The sequence below is a fragment of the Micromonospora sp. WMMA2032 genome (genome assembly GCF_002688545.1).
In the GTDB taxonomy this organism is placed as follows: domain Bacteria; phylum Actinomycetota; class Actinomycetes; order Mycobacteriales; family Micromonosporaceae; genus Micromonospora; species Micromonospora sediminicola.
Window position 1 is genome coordinate 5,519,091 of record NZ_CP024052.1, and the last position, 23,401, is coordinate 5,542,491.

Annotated in this window: 19 protein-coding genes, 1 tRNA gene and 1 pseudogene; 13 read left to right on the plus strand and 8 right to left on the minus strand. The window is 75.4% G+C overall.

Going from position 1 to position 23,401, the window contains the following annotated elements:
* Window positions 1–85: 85 nt before the first annotated feature.
* Both CO540_RS25650 and CO540_RS25655 read right to left on the minus strand, forming a co-directional pair.
* Entirely contained in the window at window positions 86–604 is a 519-nt protein-coding gene (locus CO540_RS25650) for an ATP-binding protein (RefSeq protein WP_157779178.1), read from the minus strand.
* A 161-nt stretch (window positions 605–765) separates the two neighbouring features.
* Window positions 766–838 (minus strand) — tRNA-Arg (locus CO540_RS25655).
* 169 nt (window positions 839–1,007) lie between these two features.
* On the opposite strand from CO540_RS25655, the gene CO540_RS25660 reads away from it, so the two are divergent.
* Window positions 1,008–1,742 (plus strand): hypothetical protein, encoded by a 735-nt coding sequence (locus CO540_RS25660; RefSeq protein ID WP_099163946.1) that lies wholly within the window; start codon window positions 1,008–1,010, stop codon window positions 1,740–1,742.
* 5 nt (window positions 1,743–1,747) lie between these two features.
* Here the strand turns inward: CO540_RS25660 and CO540_RS25665 are convergent, their stop codons facing one another.
* Window positions 1,748–2,773 (minus strand): alpha/beta hydrolase, encoded by a 1,026-nt coding sequence (locus CO540_RS25665; protein ID WP_172967935.1) that lies wholly within the window; start codon window positions 2,771–2,773, stop codon window positions 1,748–1,750.
* A gap of 78 nt (window positions 2,774–2,851) precedes the next feature.
* Window positions 2,852–3,262 (minus strand): HPF/RaiA family ribosome-associated protein, encoded by a 411-nt coding sequence (locus CO540_RS25670; RefSeq protein WP_099163947.1) that lies wholly within the window; start codon window positions 3,260–3,262, stop codon window positions 2,852–2,854.
* A gap of 284 nt (window positions 3,263–3,546) precedes the next feature.
* Here CO540_RS25670 and ssb point away from each other — a divergent pair, with 284 nt between their 5' ends.
* From ssb to CO540_RS25685, 3 genes are all read left to right on the plus strand, one after another.
* Window positions 3,547–4,482, plus strand: a complete 936-nt coding sequence (gene ssb, locus CO540_RS25675) for a single-stranded DNA-binding protein (RefSeq protein ID WP_099163948.1) — start codon at window positions 3,547–3,549, stop codon at window positions 4,480–4,482.
* Between the two features lie 92 nt (window positions 4,483–4,574).
* A complete protein-coding gene (locus tag CO540_RS25680) occupies window positions 4,575–5,660 on the plus strand; it encodes a cobalamin biosynthesis protein (RefSeq protein ID WP_371682244.1) in 1,086 nt (361 codons plus the stop codon).
* Entirely contained in the window at window positions 5,657–7,201 is a 1,545-nt protein-coding gene (locus tag CO540_RS25685) for a cobyric acid synthase (protein WP_099163949.1), read from the plus strand. Before CO540_RS25680 ends, CO540_RS25685 begins: the two co-directional genes overlap by 4 nt.
* Before the next feature lie 34 nt (window positions 7,202–7,235).
* On the opposite strand, the gene CO540_RS25690 is transcribed toward CO540_RS25685, so the two are convergent.
* Window positions 7,236–7,637, minus strand: a complete 402-nt coding sequence (locus tag CO540_RS25690) for a rhodanese-like domain-containing protein (protein ID WP_091571639.1) — start codon at window positions 7,635–7,637, stop codon at window positions 7,236–7,238.
* Window positions 7,638–7,748: 111 nt separating this feature from the next.
* On the opposite strand from CO540_RS25690, the pseudogene CO540_RS25695 reads away from it, so the two are divergent.
* The 4 genes and pseudogenes from CO540_RS25695 to CO540_RS25710 all read left to right on the plus strand — a co-directional run.
* Window positions 7,749–8,449, plus strand: a pseudogene (locus tag CO540_RS25695) (uridine kinase); the annotation flags it as partial.
* Complete coding sequence (locus CO540_RS25700) at window positions 8,424–9,785, plus strand: dipeptidase (RefSeq protein WP_099163950.1); 1,362 nt, start codon at window positions 8,424–8,426, stop codon at window positions 9,783–9,785. The pseudogene CO540_RS25695 and the gene CO540_RS25700, both read left to right, overlap by 26 nt.
* A gap of 221 nt (window positions 9,786–10,006) precedes the next feature.
* The gene (locus CO540_RS25705; protein WP_091571646.1) at window positions 10,007–10,213 is read left to right on the plus strand and encodes a hypothetical protein; all 207 of its coding nucleotides are present in this window, start codon (window positions 10,007–10,009) and stop codon (window positions 10,211–10,213) included.
* 170 nt (window positions 10,214–10,383) lie between these two features.
* Entirely contained in the window at window positions 10,384–11,967 is a 1,584-nt protein-coding gene (locus CO540_RS25710; protein ID WP_099164940.1) for an ATP-dependent DNA ligase, read from the plus strand.
* Window positions 11,968–11,971: 4 nt separating this feature from the next.
* Here CO540_RS25710 and CO540_RS25715 read toward each other — a convergent pair whose 3' ends face one another.
* Window positions 11,972–12,787, minus strand: a complete 816-nt coding sequence (locus CO540_RS25715) for an SURF1 family protein (protein WP_091571652.1) — start codon at window positions 12,785–12,787, stop codon at window positions 11,972–11,974.
* Window positions 12,788–12,922: 135 nt separating this feature from the next.
* On the opposite strand from CO540_RS25715, the gene CO540_RS25720 reads away from it, so the two are divergent.
* Window positions 12,923–14,293, plus strand: coding sequence for a cobyrinate a,c-diamide synthase (locus CO540_RS25720; protein ID WP_099163951.1), 1,371 nt, complete (start codon window positions 12,923–12,925; stop codon window positions 14,291–14,293).
* On the plus strand, window positions 14,290–14,859 hold the full coding sequence (locus tag CO540_RS25725; protein ID WP_091571659.1) for a GNAT family N-acetyltransferase: 570 nt from the start codon (window positions 14,290–14,292) through the stop codon (window positions 14,857–14,859). The genes CO540_RS25720 and CO540_RS25725 overlap by 4 nt, the downstream gene beginning before the upstream one ends.
* 107 nt (window positions 14,860–14,966) lie before the next feature.
* On the opposite strand, the gene CO540_RS25730 is transcribed toward CO540_RS25725, so the two are convergent.
* The gene (locus CO540_RS25730; RefSeq protein ID WP_099163952.1) at window positions 14,967–17,099 is read right to left on the minus strand and encodes a transglycosylase domain-containing protein; all 2,133 of its coding nucleotides are present in this window, start codon (window positions 17,097–17,099) and stop codon (window positions 14,967–14,969) included.
* A 121-nt stretch (window positions 17,100–17,220) separates the two neighbouring features.
* On the opposite strand from CO540_RS25730, the gene cobC reads away from it, so the two are divergent.
* From cobC to cobA, 3 genes are read left to right on the plus strand one after another with little or no spacing between them, the layout of a single operon-like run.
* A complete protein-coding gene (gene cobC / locus CO540_RS25735) occupies window positions 17,221–18,303 on the plus strand; it encodes an Rv2231c family pyridoxal phosphate-dependent protein CobC (RefSeq protein ID WP_099163953.1) in 1,083 nt (360 codons plus the stop codon).
* Entirely contained in the window at window positions 18,303–19,442 is a 1,140-nt protein-coding gene (gene cobT / locus CO540_RS25740) for a nicotinate-nucleotide--dimethylbenzimidazole phosphoribosyltransferase (RefSeq protein WP_099164941.1), read from the plus strand. The genes cobC and cobT overlap by 1 nt, the downstream gene beginning before the upstream one ends.
* Window positions 19,439–20,692, plus strand: coding sequence for a uroporphyrinogen-III C-methyltransferase (cobA, locus tag CO540_RS25745; RefSeq protein WP_099163954.1), 1,254 nt, complete (start codon window positions 19,439–19,441; stop codon window positions 20,690–20,692). The genes cobT and cobA overlap by 4 nt, the downstream gene beginning before the upstream one ends.
* Before the next feature lie 130 nt (window positions 20,693–20,822).
* Here the strand turns inward: cobA and otsB are convergent, their stop codons facing one another.
* Window positions 20,823–23,342: a trehalose-phosphatase gene (gene otsB / locus CO540_RS25750; RefSeq protein WP_253866775.1), complete on the minus strand. Its 2,520-nt coding sequence runs from the start codon at window positions 23,340–23,342 to the stop codon at window positions 20,823–20,825.
* Window positions 23,343–23,401 lie beyond the last annotated feature (59 nt).

Below are 23,401 nucleotides of genomic sequence, written 5' to 3' on the forward strand. Positions count from 1 at the left end.
TCAGCCCGTCCAGCCTGTCCCGGACGGTGACACTGTGGAGCCCACCTGCTCGCGGCTGCGCGTGCCGTACACGGCCTTCAGCTCGTCAGTCGGCGGCCACCTCCACAATTTCCTCCCCCTCGCCGAACGGCGGCTCGAAGCTTTGGAGGTAGCGGTCCAGCAGTTCGTCGGTGATCGGAAACGCGGCGTTGGCGTCGAAGCGCTCAGCTCGCGCATGGAGACGCTGCCGTAGCAGCGCCGGGTCGGTCTTCAGGTAGACGAGGCGCCAACGGGCCCCGGCCTGCTCGATCAGCTCCTTGTACGCCTGGCGACGTGACCGTTGCCAGAAGCTGGAGTCGATGACGACGTTGCGATGCTGTGCGATGAGTGAGAGCAACCGCTCCCGCACAGCCTGCCTCGCGACTTCGGTGTGCATCTCGTACCGGTCGGGCTCGTAGTCCATGCCATAGCGACCGAAGCGACGCCAGATCTCCTCATCGACGGACAGGCGGACGTAACCCATGGCCTCGAGGCCGTTGGCGAATGTCGTCTTTCCCGCGCCAGCCACCCCGCACATCAGGACGACCTCAGGTTGTTCGGGAAGCCCTGCTTCGTCCGCTCTCATGGTCGCCAGGGTGGCGGACAGGACCGGCGCTGTCGCCTGGAATTCGGCTACGAAGCCGCGAAGCACCTCGTCGGCTGACTCGGCTGCACGAATGGCCGTACGGAGGCCGTGGAGATCTTCCCGACCGGGAGCGGAAAGCCGCTGACCTGCGGTGGTGGGGGTGCGCCCGGCAGGATTCGAACCTGCGGCCTTGGGATTAGAAGTCCCCTGCTCTATCCGCTGAGCTACGGGCGCGCGCCGACGATCGTCGCGCCAAGAGGGTACCGCCGGCTCCGGCCCGCCCGGGGGTACGGGTCGGCGCGTCCACGTCGTCGCCCAGCGTCCCATGCCGGGGCCCCGCCCGGCATCCCGGTTCCGGCGGGTCCCGGGCCGGCGGCCACGGCGCGGTCCGTACCCTCGGCGGATGCTGCTCGACCAGGAAACCGAGAACGAGATCGTCTTCGAGCTGTGCCAGCTGCTCGGGCGGGCCATCCTGCCCGTCACCGGGTCGGCGGGACCCGGCGCGGCGGTCGGCACGGTCGGCACCGCCTTCTTCTACAGCGAGCTGGTCGGCGCGACCGACGACGGGGAGATCGCGCACGAGTGGCTGCTCACCGCGGACCCGGTCACCGCTTCCGCGTACGGGGAGATCGGGCTGCGGCCGAGCGTCACCGACCCGGCCGAGGGGGCGGAGGAGCCGATCGAGCTGCCCGGCTTCGCCGACCACTGGCTGCACCTGCCGGATCTGGGACTGGCCGCGATGCCCACCGGCGGGCTGCACGGCTACGCCGACGACCGGGGCTGGCGCTGGCGTACCCAGCAGGTGACCGAGGCGGTGGCCGCGCCGGCCGACGCGGTCGCCCGGATCGGCGCGGCGCCCGCCTCGGCGTTCGTGCTGGCCCTGGGCGTGGGGGAGGACGGGTCGCGGCCCCTGGAGGCGGTGGTCGAGCGGGTCGCGCGGGACGGCGACGAGGTGCGGGTCACCCGCGAGCTGCCCGCCGGGTACGTGGGCGCGCCGGTGTTCGCGGTCGAGGCCGGGCCGGACGGCGGGCCGGCGCTGCGCTGCCTGGGCGTGCTGCTGCCATCCGGCGGGGGCGGACACCCGGTCGCGACGTTCGACCGGATCCGGGCGGCGCTCGCCGAGGTGGTCGACGGCTGACCGGGTCAGCCGTCGGCGGTCGCCCCGGCCGGCTCGTCGGCCGGCCGGCGCGGGGCCGGCGGCGCGGACTCCGGCTCGGTCGGGCCGGCCCGGAGGAAGCCCTCCGCCCAGCGCCCGACCTCCGCGAAGACCTTCTCGCGTACGACGGGACTGGACAGCGTGAGGTCGTGCAACCCGCCGTCGAAGCGGGCCAGGGTGACGTGCCGTCCGAGGCGGGGCGCCCAGCGCACCATGTGCTCGACGTCGAGCACCGCGTCGGCGAGCGTGGCGTTGTCGTGCCACTTCGCGCCCCGGAAACTGCGGGTGGAGCACGCCAGCAGCACCGGCACCGGGATGTCGAGACCGGCCCGCAGCCGGCGCTGGCCGGCCCGGATCGCGTTGATCCAGCCGGCCCGGACCGGGAACCCGGCGAGCGGCTTCCAGGCCAGGTCGTAGCGCCACTCGCCCCGGTGGTCGGCGTGCAGGCTCTCGCCGTACACCGTGCCCAGCCCGAACGGCAGGATGCGCTGCGGCGCCCGACGGCCCAGGCGGGAGACGGCGGCCGCGAGGGGCCGGCGGACCACCCAGGGGGCGTTGATGTCGAAGAAGGGGCTGTTGAGCACGATGCCGTCGACCAGGCCGGCGTCGCGTCGGGCGTCCGCCCACAGCGAGATGATCAGGCCGCCGGTGGAGTGGCCCATGGCGAGCAGGGTGTCGTGCCCCTCCTCGGCCCGGATGATCTCGGCCGCGGCGTCCAGCTCGGGGAAGTAGTCGGCCAGGTCGCGGCAGAAGTTCGGGGTCTGGTGCGGGAGCAGGCTGCGGCCGTACTTGCGCAGGTCGAGGGCGTAGAAGTCCCACCCGCGCTCGGCGAAGAAGTCGGCCACGTGGGTCTGGAAGAAGTAGTCGACGAAGCCGTGCACGTAGAGCACGGCGCGGCCGGTCGGGCGGTCGGCCCGCCGGCGGACCAGGGTGGCGACCACCGGGCCCTCGTCGTCGGTGCCCAGGTCGATCGTCCGCCGCTCGTAGGGCGCTCCCAGCACGTCCGGTTCCACGACCGCGACGGTACGCCGCCTCGCTACCCGGCGGTAGCCCCCGCCCGCCGGCACCGTGCGGGCGGGGGCGTACGGGGCTCAGGCGGTCTCGGCGTCCTCGCGCGCGGTGGCCTGCACCGGAACGTCCTCGGGCTGGTCGACCGCGCGCAGATGCTTGTTGCTGCGCGGCTCCTGCCGGGTCTTCGCGTCGTTCAGCTTGCGGCGCAGGTCGTCCCGGACGTCGTTGAGCGCGGCGTGCAGGTCCTCCTCGGTCGAGGTGGTGACGATCTTCTGCCGGCCGGCGACCCAGCACTCCAGGGTCACCTTCTGGCCCCGGGCCTCACGGTCCTTGACCGACACCTCCAGCTCGGTGGCGTCGGCGTGGAAGCCGGCGAGCCGGGCGTCCAGCGTCGCGAACTGCTCGGCGATCCAGTTGCGGTCGCCCTGGGAGAACCCGGCACCGACCCGCAGGCACTCGGCCACGGTCGCGGGGTTCGCCACGGCGCTCATCGCCCTGCCTCGCGGACGTCTCGGAGAAGCATCGGCGCTCCCTTTCTCTCGGTTGATCAAGTACTTACCCAGCCGGCGTGATTCCGGAACGCCCTCCGCCGGTCACATTCCGATCATGCGTCGCCGCAGGTCGGCACCGTAGGGTCCGTGGTCCTAGCAGACCGGGACCTTGATCAGGGGGTTGTCCACAAGGCGGTCCGTCGTCCACAGGCGGGGCGCCGGCGGTCGAACCGACCGGGCGAAGCGGCCACGCTCTGCCGGACAAGCCGATCCCTGGAGGGGCGATGTTCGATACGTACGTCACGATCGTCGGCAACGTGCTGACCGCGCCGGAATGGCGCCGGACCACCCAGAGCGGGACACTGGTGGCCAACTTCAAGGTGGCCTCGACCGCCCGCCGGCTCGACCGCGACAGCGGCCGCTGGGTGGACGGCAACAGCCTGCGCGTGCGGGTCAACTGCTGGCGCCGGCTGGCCGAGGGGGTGGCCGCGTCGGTGGCGGTCGGCGACCCGGTGATCGTCGCCGGCCGCCTCTACACCCGCGACTGGACCGACGAGGCCGGCACCCACCGCACGCTCTACGAGCTGGAGGCGGTCGCGGTCGGGCACGACCTGTCCCGGGGGCGGGCCCGCTTCCTGCGCAACCAGCCCCGCGCCGCCACCAGCTCGGTCGAGGACGCGGAGGCGGAGCAGCGGGTGCACGGCGAGGCGACCGCGCCGGTGCCCGACGCGCAGGCCCCGGCCACGTTCGACGACCGGCCGTTCGACGACGACTTCCCGCCGCCGGAGTTCGGGGCGGCGCGGGTCGGGCTCGCCGGCCGGATCGAGCGGGCCGGCGAGCCCCACCCGTTCGACGCCCGCCCCGACGCGGCCGGCGGGTTCGACGGCGCGGGCGGCGCCCACGGCGGGCTCGGCCGCGCCGAGAGCCGGCCGGGCGGTGGGGACGGTCGGTTCGGCGGCGCGGTCCCCGACGGGGACGCCTGGCCCACCGGCCTGGACGCGGGGGAGCACGACGAGTTGTCGGCCGACGAGGGCGACGAGCCGGTCGAGGCCGGGGACGACGAGTTGGCCGAGGTCGACCTGCCGGAGACCGACCGCGCGGGCGGCGACGAGCCGGGCGACTCGGGGACGGGTGACGGGAGAGCGGGTGGCGCGGGCACGGGCGGCGCCGGGGCCGCCCCGGGTCGTCGCGGACGGCGGCGCACGCCGGTGCCCGCCTGACCGTCGGGCTGTGCGAACGGGGGCGCGGGGTGGCGACGACGACGTGGCCACCCCGCGGTACGGCTAGGCTGGCCGGCCGGAGGTGGTGACGGGTGCGGCAGGCGACCGCCATGGCGAACGCGACCGGGCTGGTGGCGGGCTACGCGCTCGACGCGCTGCTCGGCGACCCGCGCCGGTGGCATCCGGTGGCCGGCTTCGGCCGGTCTGCGGGCGCGCTGGAGCGCCGGCTCTACCGCCCCGACCGGTCGGCCGGCGCCGCGTTCACCGCGCTCGCGGTCGGCGCGCCGGTGCTGCTCGGCGCCGCCGCCACGCTGGCCACCCGCCGGCATCCGGCCGCCCGGGCCGCGCTGGTCGCCGCCGGCACCTGGACGGTGCTGGGCGGGCGCACGCTGCGGCACGAGTCCCGGGTGATGGCGCGGGCGCTGCGTCGGGCCGACCTGCCCGCCGCGCGGGCCCGCCTCGGTCACCTCTGCGGCCGCGACCCGTCCGCCCTCGACGAGCCCGAGCTGGCCCGGGCCACCGTCGAGTCGGTCGCCGAGAACACGTCCGACGCGGTGGTCGCGCCGCTGGTGTGGGGCGCGGTCGCCGGGCTGCCCGGCCTGCTCGGCTACCGGGCGGCGAACACGCTCGACGCCATGGTCGGCCACCGCTCGCCCCGCTACGCGCGCTTCGGCACCCCGGCCGCCCGCCTGGACGACCTGCTCAACCTCGTGCCGTCCCGCCTGACCGGGCTGCTCACGGTGGCCGTCGCCCCGGTGGCGCACGGCGACCGCGCGGCCGCCTGGCACGTCTGGCGGCGGGACCGGGCCGACCATCCCAGCCCGAACGCGGGCCAGTGCGAGGCGGCCATGGCGGGTGCGCTCGGCGTCCGGCTCGGTGGGCGCAACGTCTACTTCGGTCGCTCCGAGACGCGGCCGTTCCTCGGCGACGGCCCCCGCCCGGAGGCGCGGCACCTGAAGCGGGCCGCCCGCATCTCCGGCGCGGTCGGGGTGGCCGCGCTCGGCCTGGCCGCGCTCTACCCGGTGACCGTCGGCCGGCTGGCCGGTGCCACCGGCCGCGCCGCGGCGCGCGGGCTCCTGCGCGCCGCCGGCGGCCGGTCCACCGCCGGTCGCGTCCTCGCCGGCTCGGCCCCGGTGGGCGGCGGCGTGCGCGCCGGGCGGCGGGGGAGCGGGCGGTGAGCGGCGGCCTGCTGGTCGCCGGCACCACCTCGGACGCCGGCAAGAGCGTGGTCACCGCCGGCATCTGCCGCTGGCTGCGCCGCCGGGGCGTCCGGGTGGCCCCGTTCAAGGCGCAGAACATGTCCAACAACTCGGCGGTGGTGGTCGGCCCGGACGGCCGGGGCGGCGAACTGGGCCGGGCCCAGGCGATGCAGGCCGCCGCCTGCGGGCTCACCCCCGACCTGCGCTTCAACCCGGTGCTGCTCAAGCCCGGCAGCGACCACGCCAGCCAGGTGGTGCTGCTCGGCGAGGCGGTCGACACGGTCACCGCCGGCAACTTCCACACGCTGCGACCCCGGCTCGCCGCCACGGCGTACGCGGCGCTGGCCGAACTGCGGTCCGAGTACGACGTGGTGATCTGCGAGGGCGCCGGCAGCCCGGCCGAGATCAACCTGCGCACGGGCGACTACGTCAACCTGGGCCTGGCCCGGCAGGCCGGCCTGCCCACGGTCGTGGTCGGCGACATCGACCGGGGTGGGGTCTTCGCGTCGATGTTCGGCACGGTCGCGCTGCTCGACGCCGCCGACCAGGCGCTGGTCGCCGGCTTCGTGATCAACAAGTTCCGGGGCGACCTCGGGCTGCTCCGACCCGGGCTCGACATGCTGCGCCAGGTCACCGGCCGTCCGACGTACGGGGTGCTGCCCTGGGCGCTCGACCTGTGGCTGGACGCGGAGGACTCGCTCGCCTACGGGCGGGTGCTCGGCCGGCCGGCGGCGCCGCGGGGCACCGACTGGCTCGACGTGGCGGTGGTCCGGCTGCCCCGGATCAGCAACGCCACCGACGTCGAGGCGCTCGCCACCGAGCCGGGCGTGCGGGTCCGGCTGACCGTGGAGCCGGCCGAGCTGGCCGCCGCCGACCTGGTGGTGCTCCCGGGCTCCAAGTCCACCGTCGCCGACCTGGCCTGGCTGCGCGAGACCGGCCTGGCCGACGCCGTCCGGGCGCACGCCGCCGCCAACCGGCCGCTGCTCGGCATCTGCGGCGGCTTCCAGATGCTGGCCCGGGTCGTCCACGACCCGGTGGAGAGCGGCCGGGGCACCGTCCCCGGCCTCGGGCTGCTCCCCGTCGAGATCACCTTCGACGAGCGCAAGACGGTGCGCCGCGCGGTCGGCACCGCCGCCGGGGACGTGCCGGTGCACGGCTACGAGATCCACCACGGGCGGGTCTCGGCCGCCGACCCGGGTCTGCCGCCGCTGCTGCGCCACGCCGACGGCACCGGCGAGGGCGCCCGGCTCGGCGCGGTCTACGGCACCCACTGGCACGGCACGTTCTCCTCGGACGCGTTCCGCCGCCGCTTCCTCACCGAGGTGGCCGAGGCGGCCGGGCGGACCGGCTTCAAGGTCGCGCCGGACACCTCGTTCGCCGCCGCCCGGGAGCGGATGCTGGACCTGCTCGGCGACCTGGTCGAGGAGCACCTCGACACGGACGCGCTCTGGCGGCTGATCGAGTCCGGCCCCCCGCCGGGCCTGCCGTTCGTGCCACCCGGCGCGCCGCGGACACCGTGACCGCGGGGTCCGGGCGGGGAGCGGTCGGCGCGACTCAGTGGCGCACGTCGGCCGGCCGGTCGGACATCGGCAGCCCGGCCTCCCGCCAGCCCTGCACCCCGCCGATCATGTCGGTCGCCTGCCGCAGGCCCAGCGTCTGCAGGCTGGCGGCGGCCAGGCTGGAGCTGTAGCCCTCCCGGCAGACCACCACGATCTCGCGGTCGTACCCGGTCGCCTCCGGGATGCGCCAGGCGCTGGCCGGGTCGAGCCGCCACTCCAGCACGGTGCGGTCGATGACGATCGCGCCGGGCAGCTCACCCTCCTCGCGGCGCTGCGCCTCGGTACGCGTGTCGATGAGCAGCGCGCCGCCGCGGACCGCCTCGACGGTCTCGTGCGGGGTGAGCCGGCGGAGACCGGCGCGGGCCTGTTCCAGGAGGGCGTCGACGCCCGGACACATCACGTCATGGAGCACCCCCCGATCATGCCCAGGGTGCCGCCACGCCGCCCGGTGAACGGGTCCGCCCGGGTCGCAGGATCCAGCGGACGGGGGAACGTTAGCGTCGGTCGGGTGAACGTGGCGGTGGTCGAGGCGTACGCCGATCTGGCCGGGCGGGTGCTGGCCGGGCCGGCGCGGTTGGGGCGTACCCGCCTGGTGGCGGTCGACGGGCCGAGCGGCGCGGGCAAGAGCGTGTTCGCGACGCGCCTCGCGGACGCCCTCGCGGCGCGGGCCGGCGGGGACCGGCCGCCGCTGGTGCGCACCGACGACCTGCTCGACGGCTGGGACGACCAGCTCACCTTCTGGACCCGGCTGGAGGAGTGGGTGCTCGGGCCGGTGCGGGCCGGGCGGCCGGGCGGCTACCGGCGGTACAGCTGGGTCCGCCGCCGCTTCCTGGACCGGGTGACGGCGGTGCCGGCCGGGCCGGTGCTGATCGTGGAGGGGGTGAGCGCCGCCCGCGCCCTGGTGCGCCCCGAACTGACCCTGTCGGTGCTGGTCACCGCGCCGGCCGAGCTGCGGCTGTCCCGCGCGCTGGCCCGCGACGGCGCGCAGGTCCTGCCGGAGCTGCGTCGCTGGCACGCGGGGGAGCGGGCGCACTTCGCCGCCGACGGCACGGTGGCGGCGGTGGACCTGGTCGTCGACGGCGCGCCGGCGGTGCCGCACGACCCGGACCGCTACTACGTGCGGTTCGGCCGGCGACCGGGCTCGGACACCGTGCTCGGGTAAGGCCGGCATACGATTCCGGTCATGACCTCACCGATCATCTCCGAGTCCGAGGTGCGGGCCGCCGTCGAGCGCGAACTGCCCGGCGTCCGTGCCGACCTCGAACGCCTCGTCCGCATCCCGGGCATCGCCTTCGAGGGCTTCGACCACTCGCACGTGGAGCGCTCCGCCGAGGCGGTGGCCGAGCTGCTGCGCGGCTGCGGTCTCGACACCCGGATCGTCCGGTCGGGCGGCCAGCCGGCGGTGATCGGGACGAGGGCGGCCCCGCCCGGCGCGCCCACCGTGCTGCTCTACGCGCACCACGACGTGCAGCCGGTCGGTGACCTGTCGCTGTGGGAGTCCGACCCGTTCGAGCCGGTGGAGCGCGACGGCCGCCTCTACGGCCGGGGCGCCGCCGACGACAAGGCGGGCATCATGGCGCACGTCGCCGCGCTGCGCGCGTTCGGTGACCGGCTCCCGGTCGGCGTGGTGCTCTTCATCGAGGGCGAGGAGGAGTACGGCTCGGACTCGCTGGAGCGGCTGCTCGCCGAGCACCGCGACGAGCTGGCCTCGGACGTCATCGTGATCGCCGACTCCGCCAACTGGGACGTCGGGGTGCCGGCGCTGACCACCTCGCTGCGCGGCATCGTGAACTGCTTCGTGGAGGTGCGGACGCTGGAGCACGCGGTGCACAGCGGCATGTTCGGCGGGGCCGTTCCGGACGCGCTCACCGCGCTGGTGAGGCTGCTCGGCACGCTGCACGACGACGCCGGTGACGTGGCGGTGGAGGGCCTGGCCGCCCGCGAGGGCGCCAGCGTCGACTACCCGGAGGACCGGTTCCGCGCGGAGGCCGGCCTGGTCGACGGCGCGCGGCTGTTCGGCACCGGGCGGATCACCGACCGGCTCTGGACCAAGCCGGCGCTGGCGATCCTGGGCGTCGACGCGCCGTCCACCGGGGAGGCCCCGAACGCGCTGGTGCCGTCCGCCAAGGCCAAGCTGAGCGTGCGGCTGGCGCCCGGCGACGACCCGAAGAAGGCGTACGCGGCGCTGACCGCCCACCTGGAGCGGCACGCGCCGTGGGGCGCGCGGGTGACGGTGACGTTCGAGCACGACGGTTCGCCGTGCGTCATCGACGCGACCGGCCCGATGTTCGACGCGGCGCGGGCGGCGTTCCGGGGGGCCTGGGACGGCACCGACCCGGTGGACATCGGGGTGGGGGGCTCGATTCCGTTCATCGCCACGTTCCAGGAGATGTTCCCGCGGGCGGCGATCCTGGTGACCGGCGTGGAGGACCCGCACGCCCGGGCGCACGGGCCGAACGAGAGCCTGCACCTGGGCGAGTTCGCCCGGGTCTGCCTGGCCGAGGCGTTGCTGCTGGCCAAGGTGGCCGAGGCGGGCCGCGCCTGACCGGCACGTCCGGACGGCGTCGTCACGAAGAGTGACGGTCGTAGGGGAGTTGAGGTGGTCGGAGCGATATACCGGTGAGTCATGATTATGCCGCTGAGGTATATCGCTCCTGACCGACCTCTCACCTCGCCGACGACGCGCCCGGTGTCGAAACCGTAACTTCGGGGCGGATGTCGGAGTTTGCGGTGTGTCGGCCGGCTGGGTGTTATAGCCTTTCGAACATGCGTACGAACGACGAGATGGCGCGGCTCCAGGCCGCCGTCCGTGCTCTGGGGGACGTCGACGTCTCCGCGTGGCCCGAGGCCACGCTCAAGGAACAGCTCGGTGAGCTCTCCGCCACGCTGGTCACCCTCGACGCGTTGCTGACCCGGGTCGCCGACGGCGTGCGCGGGCGCGGCCTGCGCGTCGAGGAGCCGGTCTCGGCCTGACCTTCGTCCCGGTCCCGGAGCGATCCGGGCCCGTCCCCGGGGCGCGCGGCCCGGCGACCGGCACGCCCGGGTCGTCGCGTCCGAGCTTCCGGCGGTCCCGGCGACACCCGTGTGGTGCGCCGGGCCGCCGGAAGCGCCCCGCCGTCACAGGTCACTGGCAGGATGTGCACGTGCGTTTCGCGGAGCTGGCGGCCACCTCGGCCGCGGTCGGCGCCACCGGCGGCCGTCGGGCCAAGGTGGAGCTGCTGGCCGCCGCGTTGCGCGCGCTCGATCCGGGCGAGATCCCGGCCGGCGCCGGCTACCTCGCCGGCGAGCTGCGTCAGCGCCAGACCGGTGTCGGCTGGGCGGGTCTGCGTGACCTGCCCCCGCCGGCGACCGAGCCCACCCTGACCGTGGCCGCTGTCGACGCGGCGATCGAGGAGATCTCCCGCATCGGGGGCGCCGGCTCCCAGGCGCGGCGGCGTGAGCTGGTCGGCCGGCTCTTCGCCGCGGCGACCGCCGACGAGCAACGCCTGCTGGTCGGCCTGTTCCGGGGTGAGCTGCGCCAGGGCGCCCAGGCCGGCCTGCTCACCGAGGCGGTGGCCCGGGCCGCCGACGTGCCGGCCACCGCCGTGCGGCGCGCGCTGCTGCTCGCCGGCGACCTGCGGGCGGTGGCGGTCGCGGCGCTCACCGGCGGCGCCGCCGCGCTGGCCGGGTTCGGGCTCCAGGTGGGCCGGCCGCTCGCGCCGATGCTGGCGCAGAGCGCGCCCTCGGTCGACGAGGCCCTCACCGCCACCGGCCTCCCCGCCGTGGTCGACGTCAAGCTCGACGGCATCCGCATCCAGGTGCACCGCTCCGGCCAGGACATCGCGGTGTTCACCCGCAGCCTCGACGAGATCACCGGCCGGCTGCCCGAGGTGGTGGCCGCCGTCCGCGCGCTGCCCGCCCGCGAGCTGGTGCTCGACGGCGAGGCGATCGGGCTGGACGCCACCGGCCGTCCACTGCCGTTCCAGGAGACGTCCAGCCGCGCGGCCCGGCGCACCACGCCCAGCACCACCGGCCGCACCCCGGTCGCGCCCGCCGTGCTGGCCGCCGCCGAGCGCACCGGCGAGCCGGTGCTGACGCCGTACTTCTTCGACCTGCTGCACCTCGACGGCGCCGACCTGATCGATGAGCCGGGCCGCGAGCGCTGGGCGGCGCTGGCCGGGGCGGTCGACCCGTCGCTGCTGGTCGGCCGGGTCGAGGTGGACGACGTGGCGCAGGCCGGCGCGGCGTTCGCGGCGGCGGTCGACGCCGGTCAGGAAGGGGTGGTGGTCAAGGATCCCGCCGCGCCCTACGACGCGGGCCGGCGCGGCTCGGCCTGGGTCAAGGTCAAGCCCCGGCACACGCTCGACCTGGTGGTGCTCGCGGTCGAGTGGGGCAGCGGCCGGCGTCAGGGCTGGCTGTCCAACCTGCACCTCGGCGCCCGCGACCCGGGCACCGGCGAGTTCGTCATGCTCGGCAAGACGTTCAAGGGGCTCACCGACGAGCTGCTGCGCTGGCAGACCGAGCGCTTCCTGTCGTTGGCCGTGGAGAAGGGCGACTGGGTGGTGCGGGTCCGGCCGGAGCAGGTGGTCGAGATCGCCTTCGACGGGGTGCAGACCAGCAGCCGCTACCCGGGCGGGATGGCGCTGCGTTTCGCCCGCGTGGTGCGCTACCGGGACGACAAGACCGCCGCCGAGGCGGACACGATCGACGCGGTGCGGGCGATCCACGCCGGCCGGGTCACCGGCTGACGGATCAGGTGGCGGCGGGCTCGGCGGCCCGGTCCACCGGCTCGCGCGGGCCGTCCAGGCCGGCCCGTCGACGCGCCTCCCGGCGGGCCACCCAGCCGTAGCCGACCAGGCTCATCACCGCGAAGATCCACCACTGCCAGACGTAACCGAAGTTCTGCCAGTTGTTCGTGTGCCCGATCGGCACCGCCTGGAACGCCGGGTCGGCGGCCGGGGTCTGCCCGTCGAGCAGCACGTAACCGCCGGTCACCGGGTAGGGCAGCTGCTTCGCCAGGCGGGGGATGACGATCCGCCGGGCCTCCAGCTTGCCGTCGCGCCGGTCCACCCCGCCGCCACCGCTCTCGCTGCCGACCACCCGGCCGGTGACGGTGACCTCGCCGGTCGGCGCGGCCGGCACCGAGGGCTGGGCGGTGGCGCCGGCGCCCGGCGCGGGCGGGACCCACCCGCGGTCGACCAGCACCGCGCTGCCGTCGGCCAGCACCAGCGGCGTGAGCACCTCGAAGCCGACCTTGTTGTCCACGGTCCGGCCCCGGATCAGCACGACGTTCGCGGTGTCGTAGCGGCCGGTGGCGGTGACCCGGCTCCAGGTGAGCCGCTCGGCCGGGGCGGGACCGACGCTGCCCGGGCCACCGGTCGGTGCGGGCAGCGCGTCGCGCAGCGGCGCGGGGGTCATCGTGGCGCCGGCGTCGATCCGGTCGTTGATCGCCGACCGGCCCCGGTAGCGGTCCAGCTGCCAGTTGCCCAGGAACACCATCACCGTGGCGGCCACCAGCGTCAGCGCGAGGTAGCCGAGCCAGCGCGGGGTCAGCAGGAACCGGTACACGTTGGCCAAGGCTACCCGTATGAGCGGGGCCACTCGCGGCTGCCGGGCGGAACGGGACGCTCCGCGGCCGACGGGCGCCGGGGCGGACGGGTATGGTCACGCGGGCGGAAATCACCCCGGACCCAGGAGTCGATGATGACCGACGTGCCGCGCGTCGTGCTGAGCGCGCCCTCCTCCGGGCACGGCACCGGTGCCCTCTCCCTCGGCCTGCTCGCCGCCCTCGCCGAGCGCGGCGTGCCGGTGGCCGGCTTCAAGGTCGGGCCGGACCAGGTGGACGCGGCGTACCTGGGGCTGGCCGCCGGTCGCCCCGGCCGCACGCTGGACCCCCGGCTGGTCGGCCCGGAGCGGGTCGCCCCGCTCTTCGCGCACGGCGCGGCCGGCGCCGGGTTCGCGCTGGTCCAGGGCACCATGGGGCTCTACGACTCGGTCGCCGGTCGGCCGGAGAGCGAGTCCACCGCCGCCGTGGCCACCGCGCTGCGCAGCCCGGTGGTGCTGGTCGTGGACGTCGCCGCGATGGGGCAGTCGGTGGCCGCGCTGGTGCACGGCTTCCGCTCCTACGACGAGCAGCTCTGGCTGGGTGGCGTGATCCTCAACCGGGTGGCCTCGCCCCGGCACGAGACGCTGCTGCGCGAGGCGCTCGACGACGTGGGGGTGCCGGTCTACGGCGCGCTGCGCCGGCACGAGCTGCCCCCGGTGCTGCCCGCCCGCCGGCACGGCGCCGCGCCCGTGGTGCGCGGTGACGCCGAGGCCGAGCGCGGCGTGCGCCGGCTCGGTGAGGCGGTCGCCGCCACCGTCGACCTGGACCGGTTGCTGGCGCTGGCCCGGTCCGCTCCCGCCCTGAGCGTGGAGCCCTGGTCGCCGGAGCCGGCGGACGGTCCGTCCGCCCCGGCGGAGCGGCCGGTGGTGGCGCTGGCCGGCGGCCCGGCCGGCAGCTACAGCCATCCGGAGGTCGCCGAGCTGCTGCGGGCCGCCGGCGCCGAGGTGGTCACGCTCGACCCACTGCGCGACGAGGCGCTGCCCGCCGGGGCCCGCGCGCTGGTCGTCGGCGGCGGGCTCCCCGAGACGTACGCGGAGCAGCTCTCCGCCAACCGCCGGCTGTGCATCGCGGTGGCGGAGCTGGCCCGGTCGGGCCGTCCGGTGGTCGCCGAGGGGGCGGGCCTGCTCTGGCTGGCGCGCGAGCTGGACGGCCTGCCGATGTGCGGCGTGCTCGACGCGGTCGGCACGGTCCGCGACGGCCTGGTGGTCGGCTACCGGGACGCCACGGCGGTCACCGGCAGCGTGGTGGCGCCGGCCGGCGCGACCGTGACCGGGCACAAGCAGCACGCCGCCGTGCTCACCCCGCGCGCCGGTGACCAACCGGCCTGGCGCTGGGACGGCGGCACCCCGGAGGGCTTCGTCCGCCACGGCGTGCACGCCTCCCAGCTGGTGCCGCACTGGGCCGCGCTTCCGGGCGTCGCGTCCCGCCTGGTGGCCGCCGCGCTGGCGCCCTCGGCGGCCCTGGCGTGATCGGTCAGGTGGCGGTACGCCGGTTCCCGGCGCTGACCGTCTCCACCCCGCGGACCGAGGTGCGCCGGTTGGTCGCGACGGACGCGGCGGCGGTCGACGAGGTGTTCGGCGACCGGCAGACCCAGCGGTGGCTGCCGCTGGCCGAGGCGGCCGGGCAGATCGACGGGCGGGCGTGGTGCACGGAGCTGGCCCGGCAGCGGCGGGACAGCGGCGACGGCGACCACTGGGCGGTGGTCCGCCGGGAGGACCAGCGCGTGGTGGGGTGCCTGTGGACCCGCCGCACCGACTGGGGCGCCCGGCTCACCGAGGTGTCGTACGCGATCGCGCCGCACGCCCGCGGCTACGGCCTGGCCGCCGAGGCGGTGGACGCGGTGGCCATCGCGCTGATCCTGGAGCACGGATTCCACCGGGTGGAGCTGCGGGTGGCGCCCGGCAACGTCGCGTCCCGGCGGGTGGCCGAGAAGGCCGGTTTCAGCTACGAGGGCCTGCTCCGCAACGCCGGTTTCGTCCGCGGCGCCCGGGTGGACCTGGAGTTGTGGTCCTTCGTCGCCGCCGACCTCCGCTGAGCCCCTCTCCCACGTCGATCAAGGAGTTCGCGTCGGCGGATCTGGGGATCCCGGACGCAAACTCCTTGATCAACTACCCGGGCGCACCCCCGGGCGGAACGTGGGGCTCAGCCGACTATCTGGTCGGAGGGCGGGGTGAACTGGCGGGTGGGCTGGCCCTTCAGGGAGTCCCGTAGGGTCTGGGCCACCGCGTTCACCGGGATCTGCGACTGCCCGTCGCCCACCGCGTTGAACGGATTGTCCGGGTCGGCGATGAAGCTCGCCGCCGCCAGCTCCGGCGTGTAGCCGACGAACCAGGCGGACCGGGTGCTGTCGGTCGTACCCGTCTTGCCGGCGACCGGGCGGCCGACCGTGCCCCGCACGCTGTCGGCCGTCGACCAGCCGCCACAGCTCCCCTTGGCCGGGGTGTCCCCGGTCGGGCAGCGCGCCGCGTCGGTGGCGGCCCGGGCCGCGTCCGCGTTCACCACCTGCCGGCACCGGGGCTTGGCGATCTCCCGCTGCACCCCGCCGGCGGTGGAGTAGGTGGCCGGCGTGCCGTCCCGGTTCATGATCGCGTTGACCGGGATCGCCTCGCAGTAGCGCCCGTCGGCGGCGATCGCCGCGTACGCGTTCGCCATCTCCAGCGGGGTGGCGTCCGAGACGCCCAGCGTGAACGCGCCCCACTTCTTCGCCTTGGCCGGCGACGCCTGCTCCTTGTCCACGTCGGTCCGCCAGCGCAGGCCCAGCTGCTCGGCCAGCCGCACCCCGGCGTCCGCGCCGATCTTCTCCTCCAGCTGGATGAAGTAGGTGTTCACCGACTTGCCGAAGCCGGACCACATGGTCTGCCGGCCGGTCATCGCGCCACTGGCGTTGGACGGGGCCCAGCCGTCGTAGACCGCCGACTTGTACGTGTACGGCGAGTCGTAGGCGGTGGACAGCGGCATCCCGGCGTTGAGCGCGGCGAGCATCGGGAACATCTTGAACGTCGAGCCGGCCTGGTAGCCGGGGAGCGACCCGCCGCCCAGCAGCGGTGCCACCGTGTTCGGGTAGTTCGCCTTGACCTTCGGGCCGGCCTCGGGGTTCGAGCTGTTCGGGTTCTCCGCCAGGTCCAGCGAGTAGTTCCGGTTGACCGCCATCGCCTTGATCCGGCCGGTGCCGGGTTCGGCGACCACGATGCCGTTGGCGAACGGGCTGCCGGTGTTGTCCTTGGCGCCCACGTTCTTCTCCGCCGCCGCCTGGGTCTTCGGGTCGAGGGCGAGCACGATCCGGTAGCCGCCGCGCCGCAGCTTGTCCATCCGTTCCAGGCGGTTCTCGCCGAACGCGGGCTGCGCGCTCCACCAGTTCTTCAGGTAGTCGCAGTAGAAGCCCCAGCTGCGGTGCCCGCCGTCGATCGCGGCGCAGTCGTTCGGCGGCGTGGTCAGCTTCAGCCTGATCGGCTGGCCCTTGGCCGACGCGGCGGCGTCCGGCGAGAGGTAGCCGAGGCGGGCCATGTTGTCGAGCACGTAGTTGCGCCGGCCGGTGGCGTCCTTCTGGTCGGAGGTGATCGGGTCGTACTCCGAGGGGGACTTCACCAGGCCGGCCAGCGTGGCCGCCTCGACCGGGGTGAGCGTGGCCGGCGTCTTGGAGAAGAAGATCTGCGCGGCGGCGTAGATCCCGTAGGCGCGGTGGCCGAAGTAGGCCGAGTTGAGATAGCGCTCCAGGATCTGGTCCTTGCTCAGGTGCTTCTCGATGTCCAGCGCCATGCGCATCTCCTTGACCTTGCGCAGGCTGGTCTGCTGGGTGGCCTCCTGGACCTCCCGGGGCGTGGTCGCGCTGTCCCGCAGGGCCATCCGGACGTACTGCATGGTCAGCGTCGAGGCGCCCTGGGAGACGCCGCCGGAGCGGGCGTTGGACACGAACGCCCGCGCCACGCCCTTCGGGTCGACGCCGTGGTGCTGGTAGAACCGGTTGTCCTCGGCGGCGACGATCGCCTGCTGGATGTTCGGCGACATGTTCTCGATCTTGGTGTACTGCCGGTACTCCTCGTAGAACATGGTCAGCACGGTCTTGCCGTCGGGCGCGTAGACGTACGACGTCTCGGCCGGCAGCGCGGTCTTGAGGATGTTCGTCTTCTGTTCCACGGCGTGCGCGGTGGCCTTGGCGCCGATGCCGGTGACGGCGACGAGCGGGTACAACGCGGCGGCGACGACGATGCCGGCGATCAGCCCGGCGCGGAGAAGGGGCACGGCACGACCAGCGGAGGCAAGGGGTCGGTTGCTCACGGGGTCAAGCTATGACATTTCCGATTCGGAAATGAGAAGAACTCATAAACCGGCGGGTCGTGACGCGACCCACGCCGGGATGCGCTGTCCCGGGCGGCGGCTTCCCGGCAGGATCGCGGACATGCCCGCACCACCGACCGGGAGCGCCGCCGCGCTCGACGAGCCCGACCTGGGCCACCACGGGGACTCCGAGGCCACGCCCGGCCTGGTCGACCTGGCCGTCAACGTGCGCCGCGCGCCGATGCCCGAGTGGCTCGCCGACCCGCTGACCGCCGCCCTGGGCGATCTGGCCGCGTACCCGGACCCGACGCCCGCCCGCGCCGCCGTCGCTCACCGGCACGGGCGACCCCCGGACGAGGTACTCCTCACCGCCGGCGCCGCCGAGGGTTTCGTGCTGATCGCCCGCGCGCTGCGCGACGCCCGCCACCCGGTGGTGGTGCACCCGCAGTTCACCGAACCGGAGGCCGCCCTGCGCGCCGCCGGCCACCGGGTGGACCGGGTCCTGCTCGACCCGGCCGACGACTTCCGGCTCGACCCGGCCCGGATACCCGCCGACGCCGACCTGGTCATGGTCGGCAACCCCACCAACCCGACGTCGGTGCTGCACCCGGCGGACACGATCGCCGCACTGGCCCGCCCCGGCCGGGTGCTGGTGGTCGACGAGGCGTTCGCCGACACCACCGCCGCGCCCGGCGTCGACGGCGAGCCCGAGTCCCTGGCCGCCCGGCGCGACCTGCCCGGCCTGGTGGTGGTCCGCAGCCTCACCAAGACCTGGGGGCTGGCCGGGCTGCGGATCGGCTACCTGCTCGGCGACGCCGCGCTGCTGGCCCGGTTCGCCGCCGCCCAGCCGCTCTGGGCGGTCTCCACCCCGGCGCTCGCCGCCGCCACCGCCTGCGCCGCCCCGGTCGCCGTGGCGGCCGAACGCGCGATCGCCGCCGGGCTCGCCGCCGACCGCGACCACCTGGTGACCCGCCTGTCCGGCCTGCCCGGGGTACGCGTGGCGGGCCGCCCGGCCAGCGCCTTCGTGCTGATCCACCGCGTCGGCGCCGCCGACGTGCGGGAGCGGCTGCGGGAGCAGGGCTGGGCGGTACGCCGGGGTGACACGTTCCCCGGGCTCGGCCCGGACTGGCTCCGGATCGCGGTGCGCGACCGGGCCACCACCGACGCGTTCATCGAGACGCTGGCACGGATCCTGGAGGCATGATGCTGGAGTCCACCGTCGCGGCGATCCGGCCGCTCGACGAGACGGCCATGGCGGCCGCGCGTGAGTTGCAGGGCCGGCTGACCAAGCCCGCCGGCTCGCTCGGCGCCCTGGAGCCGCTCTCGGTACGCCTCGCCGGGCTGGCCGGCGCCTGCCCGCCGCCGCTGCCCGACCAGGCCGCGGTGGCGATCTTCGCCGGGGACCACGGCGTGCACGCCCAGGGCGTGACCCCGTGGCCGCAGGAGGTCACCGCCCAGATGATCGGCAACTTCCTGGCCGGCGGCGCGGTGGTCAACGCGTTCGCCCGGCAGGCCGGCGCCTCGGTCACCGTGGTCGACGTCGGCGTGGCCACCCCGCTGTCGGTCACCCCGCCCGACCCGGCGGCGCGCGCCGCCGACCCGGCCGGCCCGTCCGCGCTCACCGTCGACGTCGTCGCGACGCCCGCCGACCCGGACGGGCCGCGCCTGGTGGCCGCGAACGTCCGCGCCGGCACCCGCGACATGACCGTCACCGCCGCGCTCACCCGGGACGAGGCCCGGGCGGCGGTGGAGACCGGCATCCGGGTCGCCGACGAGCTGGTCGACGGCGGCGCGGGCATCCTGCTCACCGGCGACATGGGCATCGGCAACACCACCCCGGCCGCCGCGCTGGTCGCCGTGTTCGCCGGGGTGGACGCGGCGGCGGCGACGGGCCGGGGCACCGGCGTGGACGACGAGACCTACGCTCGCAAGGTCGCCGTGGTCCGGGCCGCGCTGGCCCGGCACACGCCCGACCCGGCCGACCCGCTGGGGGTGCTCGCCGCGGTCGGCGGGCTGGAGCACGCCGCGCTGGCCGGCCTGATCCTCGGCGCCGCCGCGCGTCGGGTGCCGGTGCTGCTCGACGGCGTGATCGCGGTCAGCGCCGCGCTGGCCGCCGCCGCGTTCGCGCCGGACGCGGTCGGCGCCATGGTCGCCGGGCACCGCAGCGCCGAGCCGGGCGCCACGGCGGCGCTGCGGCACCTCGGGCTCGATCCGCTGATCGACCTGGGACTGCGCCTCGGCGAGGGCACCGGGGCCCTGCTCGCCCTGCCGGTCGTCACCGGCGCCGTCCGGGTGCTGCACGAGGTGGCCACGTTCGACGCGGCCGGGGTGGCCGAGAAGTGAGCGAGCCGGCCCCGGAGGCGTCGCCCAGCCCGTACCCCCTGGGGTTGCGGCTGGCCGGCCGGCGCGTGGTCGTGGTGGGCGGGGGAGCGGTCGCCACCCGGCGGGTGCCCGCGCTGCTCGACGCGGGCGCGGACGTCCTGCTGGTGTCGCCCGAGCTGACCCCGGCGCTGCGCGCGCACTCCGACGCCGGCCGGCTGCGCTGGGAGCCGCGCCGGTTCGCCCCCGGCGACCTGGACGGCGCCTGGCTGGTCCAGGTGGCGGTGGACGACCGGGTGGCCGCCGCGGCGGTCAGCGCCGCCGCGGCCGAACGGCGGATCTTCTGCGTCCGGGCCGACGACCGGGCCGCCGCCAGCGCCTGGACGCCCGCCGTGACCCGGCACGGCCCGGTGACCGTGGCCGTCCTCGGCGGCGGCGACCCGCGCCGGGCGATGACCGTCCGCGACGCCGTCCGCGACCTCCTGGGCGCAAGGAAGGGCCCCCTGTTAACGCCTCCGGTAGAGGAAGGGGCCCCGCTTAACACCACGGGCGGTCGGGTAGCGCTGGTGGGCGCCGGGCCGGGCGATCCGGAGCTGATCACCGTGAAGGGCTGGCGGCTGCTCACCGAGGCCGAGGTGGTGGTCGCCGACCGGCTCGTCCCGGGGCTGCTCCTGGACGAGTTGCGGCCGGACGTCGAACTGGTCGACGCCTCGAAGATCCCGTACGGGCCGTCGCGCGCCCAGGAGGAGATCAACCGCATCCTGGTGGAGCGGGCCCGGGCCGGCAAGGTGGTGGTCCGGCTCAAGGGCGGCGACCCGTACGTCTTCGGGCGCGGCGGCGAGGAGTTGCTGGCCTGCGCCGAGGCCGGTGTGCCGGTGACCGTGGTCCCGGGGGTCACCAGCGCGGTCGCGGTGCCCGGGGTGGCCGGCGTGCCGGTGACCCACCGGGGCGTGGCGCACGAGTTCACCGTGGTCTCCGGGCACGTCGCACCGGATTCGCCGGCGTCGCTCGTGCGCTGGGAGTCCCTGGCCGGGCTGCGCGGCACGCTGGTGGTCCTGATGGGCCTGAAGAACCTGGCCGCGATCGCCGCCGCCCTGATCGCGCACGGCAAGCCGGCCGACACCCCGGCCGCGGTGATCCAGGAGGGCACCACCGCCGCCCAGCGGACGCTGCGCTCCACCCTCGCCACGGTCGCCGCCGACGTCGAGGCCGCCGCGCTGCGCCCGCCCGCGATCGTGGTGATCGGCGACGTGGTCCACGCCCTGACCCCCTGACGCCCGCCAACCTCGCCGATCGTGCACTTGGCGCCCGAGAGATGCCCGTTGCGCCCCCTTTGCCGGGGCAGCAAGTGCAAGATCGCCGGGGGCGGGGCGGCGGGGGAACGGGGCCCCCGCCGCCGTCGGGTCACTGCTTGAGCATGTTGTCCAGCAGCAGGGCGCAGCGGATCAGGCCCAGGTGGCTGTAGGCCTGGGGGTGGTTGCCCAGGCCCCGCTCGGCGAGCGGGTCGTACTGCTCGGGCAGCAGGCCCGTGGGGCCGGCCGTGTCGACCATCTGGGTGAACAGCTCCTCGGCGTCGGTGCGGCGGCCGGTGCGCAGGTACGCCTCGATCAGCCACGCCGTGCAGATGTGGAAGCCGCCCTCCCGGCCGGGCAGGCCGTCGTCCCAGTGGTAGCGGTAGACGACCGGGCCGCTGCGCAGGTCCGCCTCGATCTTCAGCACGGTGGAGAGGAAGCGCGGATCGTCGCCGGCGAGCAGGCCGGAGATGCCGATCCAGAGCGACGAGGCGTCCATCTCCTCGTACCCGTACGCGACGCTGTACGCCTCGGCCTCCGGGTGCCAGCCGTGCTCCAACACGTTGGCGGCGATCCGGTCGCGCAGCTCGACCCACTCCGGCCGGTCCTCGCCGCCGTGCTGACGCACCACGTGCAGCGCCCGGTCGACGGTCATCCAGAGCATGACCTTGGAGAAGACGTGGTGCCGGGGTGGGAGGCGGGCCTCCCAGATGCCGTGGTCGGGCTCGTGCCAGCGGCGGCGTACCGCCTCGACCATGTTCTCCAGCACCCGCCACTCGTCGTCGCGGACCGAGCCCCGGGCGTCGGCCACCGCGGCGATCAGGTCGGCGACCGGGCCGAAGACGTCGAGCTGGAGCTGGTGGTTCGCCAGGTTGCCGACCCGGACCGGCCGGGAGCCGGCGTAGCCGGGCAGCGTGTCGATGACCGCCTCGGCGCCCAGCTCGAAGCCGTCGACGGTGTAGAGCGGGTGCAACCGCTCCGGATGGCCGCCGGTGCGGTCGACCACGCCGTCGATCCAGCGCAGCAGCCCCTCGGCCTCCTCGGTGGAACCGAGGTCGACCAGCGCGCGGGCGGTCATCGCCGCGTCCCGCAGCCAGCAGTAGCGGTAGTCCCAGTTGCGGACCCCGCCCAGCTCCTCGGGGAGCGACGTGGTCGCCGCGGCGAGGATCGAGCCGGTCGGCTCGTGACAGAGCCCGCGCAGCGTCAGCGCGCTGCGGGCGACCAGGTCCCGGGCGGTGGCGGGCAGCCGCAGCGAGGCCACCCAGTCCTTCCAGGGCTGCTCGGCGGCGGTCTGCCGCTCGTGCACCGGCAGCCGGTGCGGCTCCAGGCTCTGCGTGCCGAAGCGCAGCTCCAGCACCACCTGACCGCCGGCGGCGGAGAGGTCCACCACCGCCTTCGCGGTCTCGTAGCCGGCGTCGTTGGTGACCTCCCACTCGACACCGGGGGAGTGCAACGCGACCGGCTCGTTGGAGCCGAGCACCAGCAGACCGTCGTCGAGTGGCTGGAGCTGGACCGCCACCTGACCGAACTCGGGGCGCGGGGCGAACTCGACCCGGGCCCGCCCGGTGCCGCTGAGCACGCGGACCAGGGTCGAGTCGCCGCTGACCACGACCGGGTCGTCCGGGGTCGTCTCCCGGACGGGCAGGTCCAGCCAGTCGGTGACGGTCAGGCCGGACCAGCGGGTCTCCACGGTCATGGTGTTGCTGCGGTAACGCTGGCCCAGTGGGATGCCGCCGCGCTCCGGGCCGACGGTGAAGTGCCCGGCCGGGCTGCCGCCGACCAGGTCGGCGAAGATCGCCGCCGAGTCCGGCTTCGGGTGACACAGCCAGGTGATCTTGGCTTCGGGCGTGACCAGTGCGACGGTACGGCCGTTGGCCAGCATCGAGTGCCGCTCGATCGGCACCGCCCGCTCGCCGAAGAGCCAGTGCCGCCGGGTCTCCAGCAGCAGGCCGAGCGCCCGGGCCGCCTCGATCGGCTCGGCCACCCGGTAGTCCGCCTGGGTGTCCCCGGGGCCGATCTTGATGCCGACGTCCGGCCCGTGCAGGTTGCCGAACGCGTTCTCGTCGGTGACGTCGTCGCCGATGAAGAGCACCGCGCTGGCCGCGAGCTGGGTCCGGAGCTGGTCGACGGCGGTGCCCTTGTGGGTGGCCACCACCGACAGCTCGATGACCTCCTTGCCCTGGGTGACGGTGACGTCCTCCCAGGTCGCGGGCCCGCTGCGGACCGCCTCGACGGCGGCGGCGGCGATCTGCGGGTCGACCCCGCGGGTGTGCACGGCCACGCTGGCCGGCTTGCGCTCCAGGCGGACCCCCGGATGCGCGGCGGCGATGTCGCGCAGGACCTCGCGGAGCCGGTGCCGGACCGCGATCAGCTCCGGGGTGAGCCGCTCGACGAAGCCGATGTCGAACTCCGAGCCGTGGCTGCCGACGAGGTGCACCTCGCTGGGCAGCCGGGAGAGCGTGGCCAGGTCACGCAGCGCGCGACCGGAGACCACCGCGACGCTGGTCTGCGGCAACGAGGCCAGCGCGCGCACCGCGGCGACCGACTCGGGCAGCGGCACGGCCTTGCTCGGGTCCTCGACGATCGGGGCGAGCGTGCCGTCGTAGTCGCAGGCGACGAGGAGCTGGGGCATCCGGGCGATGCGGCCGATGGCGGCTCGCAGTTCCGGGTCCAGCGCGCCACCGTGGGCGG

Coding starts and splice junctions, on each gene's coding strand:
- cobT (WP_099164941.1), top strand. CDS start 18,303: ATGCTGGAGTCCACCGTCGCGGCGATCCGGCCGCTCGACGAGACGGCC.
- CO540_RS25705 (WP_091571646.1), top strand. CDS start 10,007: ATGCGTACGAACGACGAGATGGCGCGGCTCCAGGCCGCCGTCCGTGCT.
- ssb (WP_099163948.1), top strand. CDS start 3,547: ATGTTCGATACGTACGTCACGATCGTCGGCAACGTGCTGACCGCGCCG.
- CO540_RS25650 (WP_157779178.1), bottom strand. CDS start 604: ATGAGAGCGGACGAAGCAGGGCTTCCCGAACAACCTGAGGTCGTCCTG.
- CO540_RS25690 (WP_091571639.1), bottom strand. CDS start 7,637: ATGTGTCCGGGCGTCGACGCCCTCCTGGAACAGGCCCGCGCCGGTCTC.
- CO540_RS25720 (WP_099163951.1), top strand. CDS start 12,923: ATGACCGACGTGCCGCGCGTCGTGCTGAGCGCGCCCTCCTCCGGGCAC.
- CO540_RS25700 (WP_099163950.1), top strand. CDS start 8,424: ATGACCTCACCGATCATCTCCGAGTCCGAGGTGCGGGCCGCCGTCGAG.
- CO540_RS25660 (WP_099163946.1), top strand. CDS start 1,008: ATGCTGCTCGACCAGGAAACCGAGAACGAGATCGTCTTCGAGCTGTGC.
- otsB (WP_253866775.1), bottom strand. CDS start 23,342: ATGCCCCAGCTCCTCGTCGCCTGCGACTACGACGGCACGCTCGCCCCG.
- CO540_RS25670 (WP_099163947.1), bottom strand. CDS start 3,262: ATGAGCGCCGTGGCGAACCCCGCGACCGTGGCCGAGTGCCTGCGGGTC.
- cobC (WP_099163953.1), top strand. CDS start 17,221: ATGCCCGCACCACCGACCGGGAGCGCCGCCGCGCTCGACGAGCCCGAC.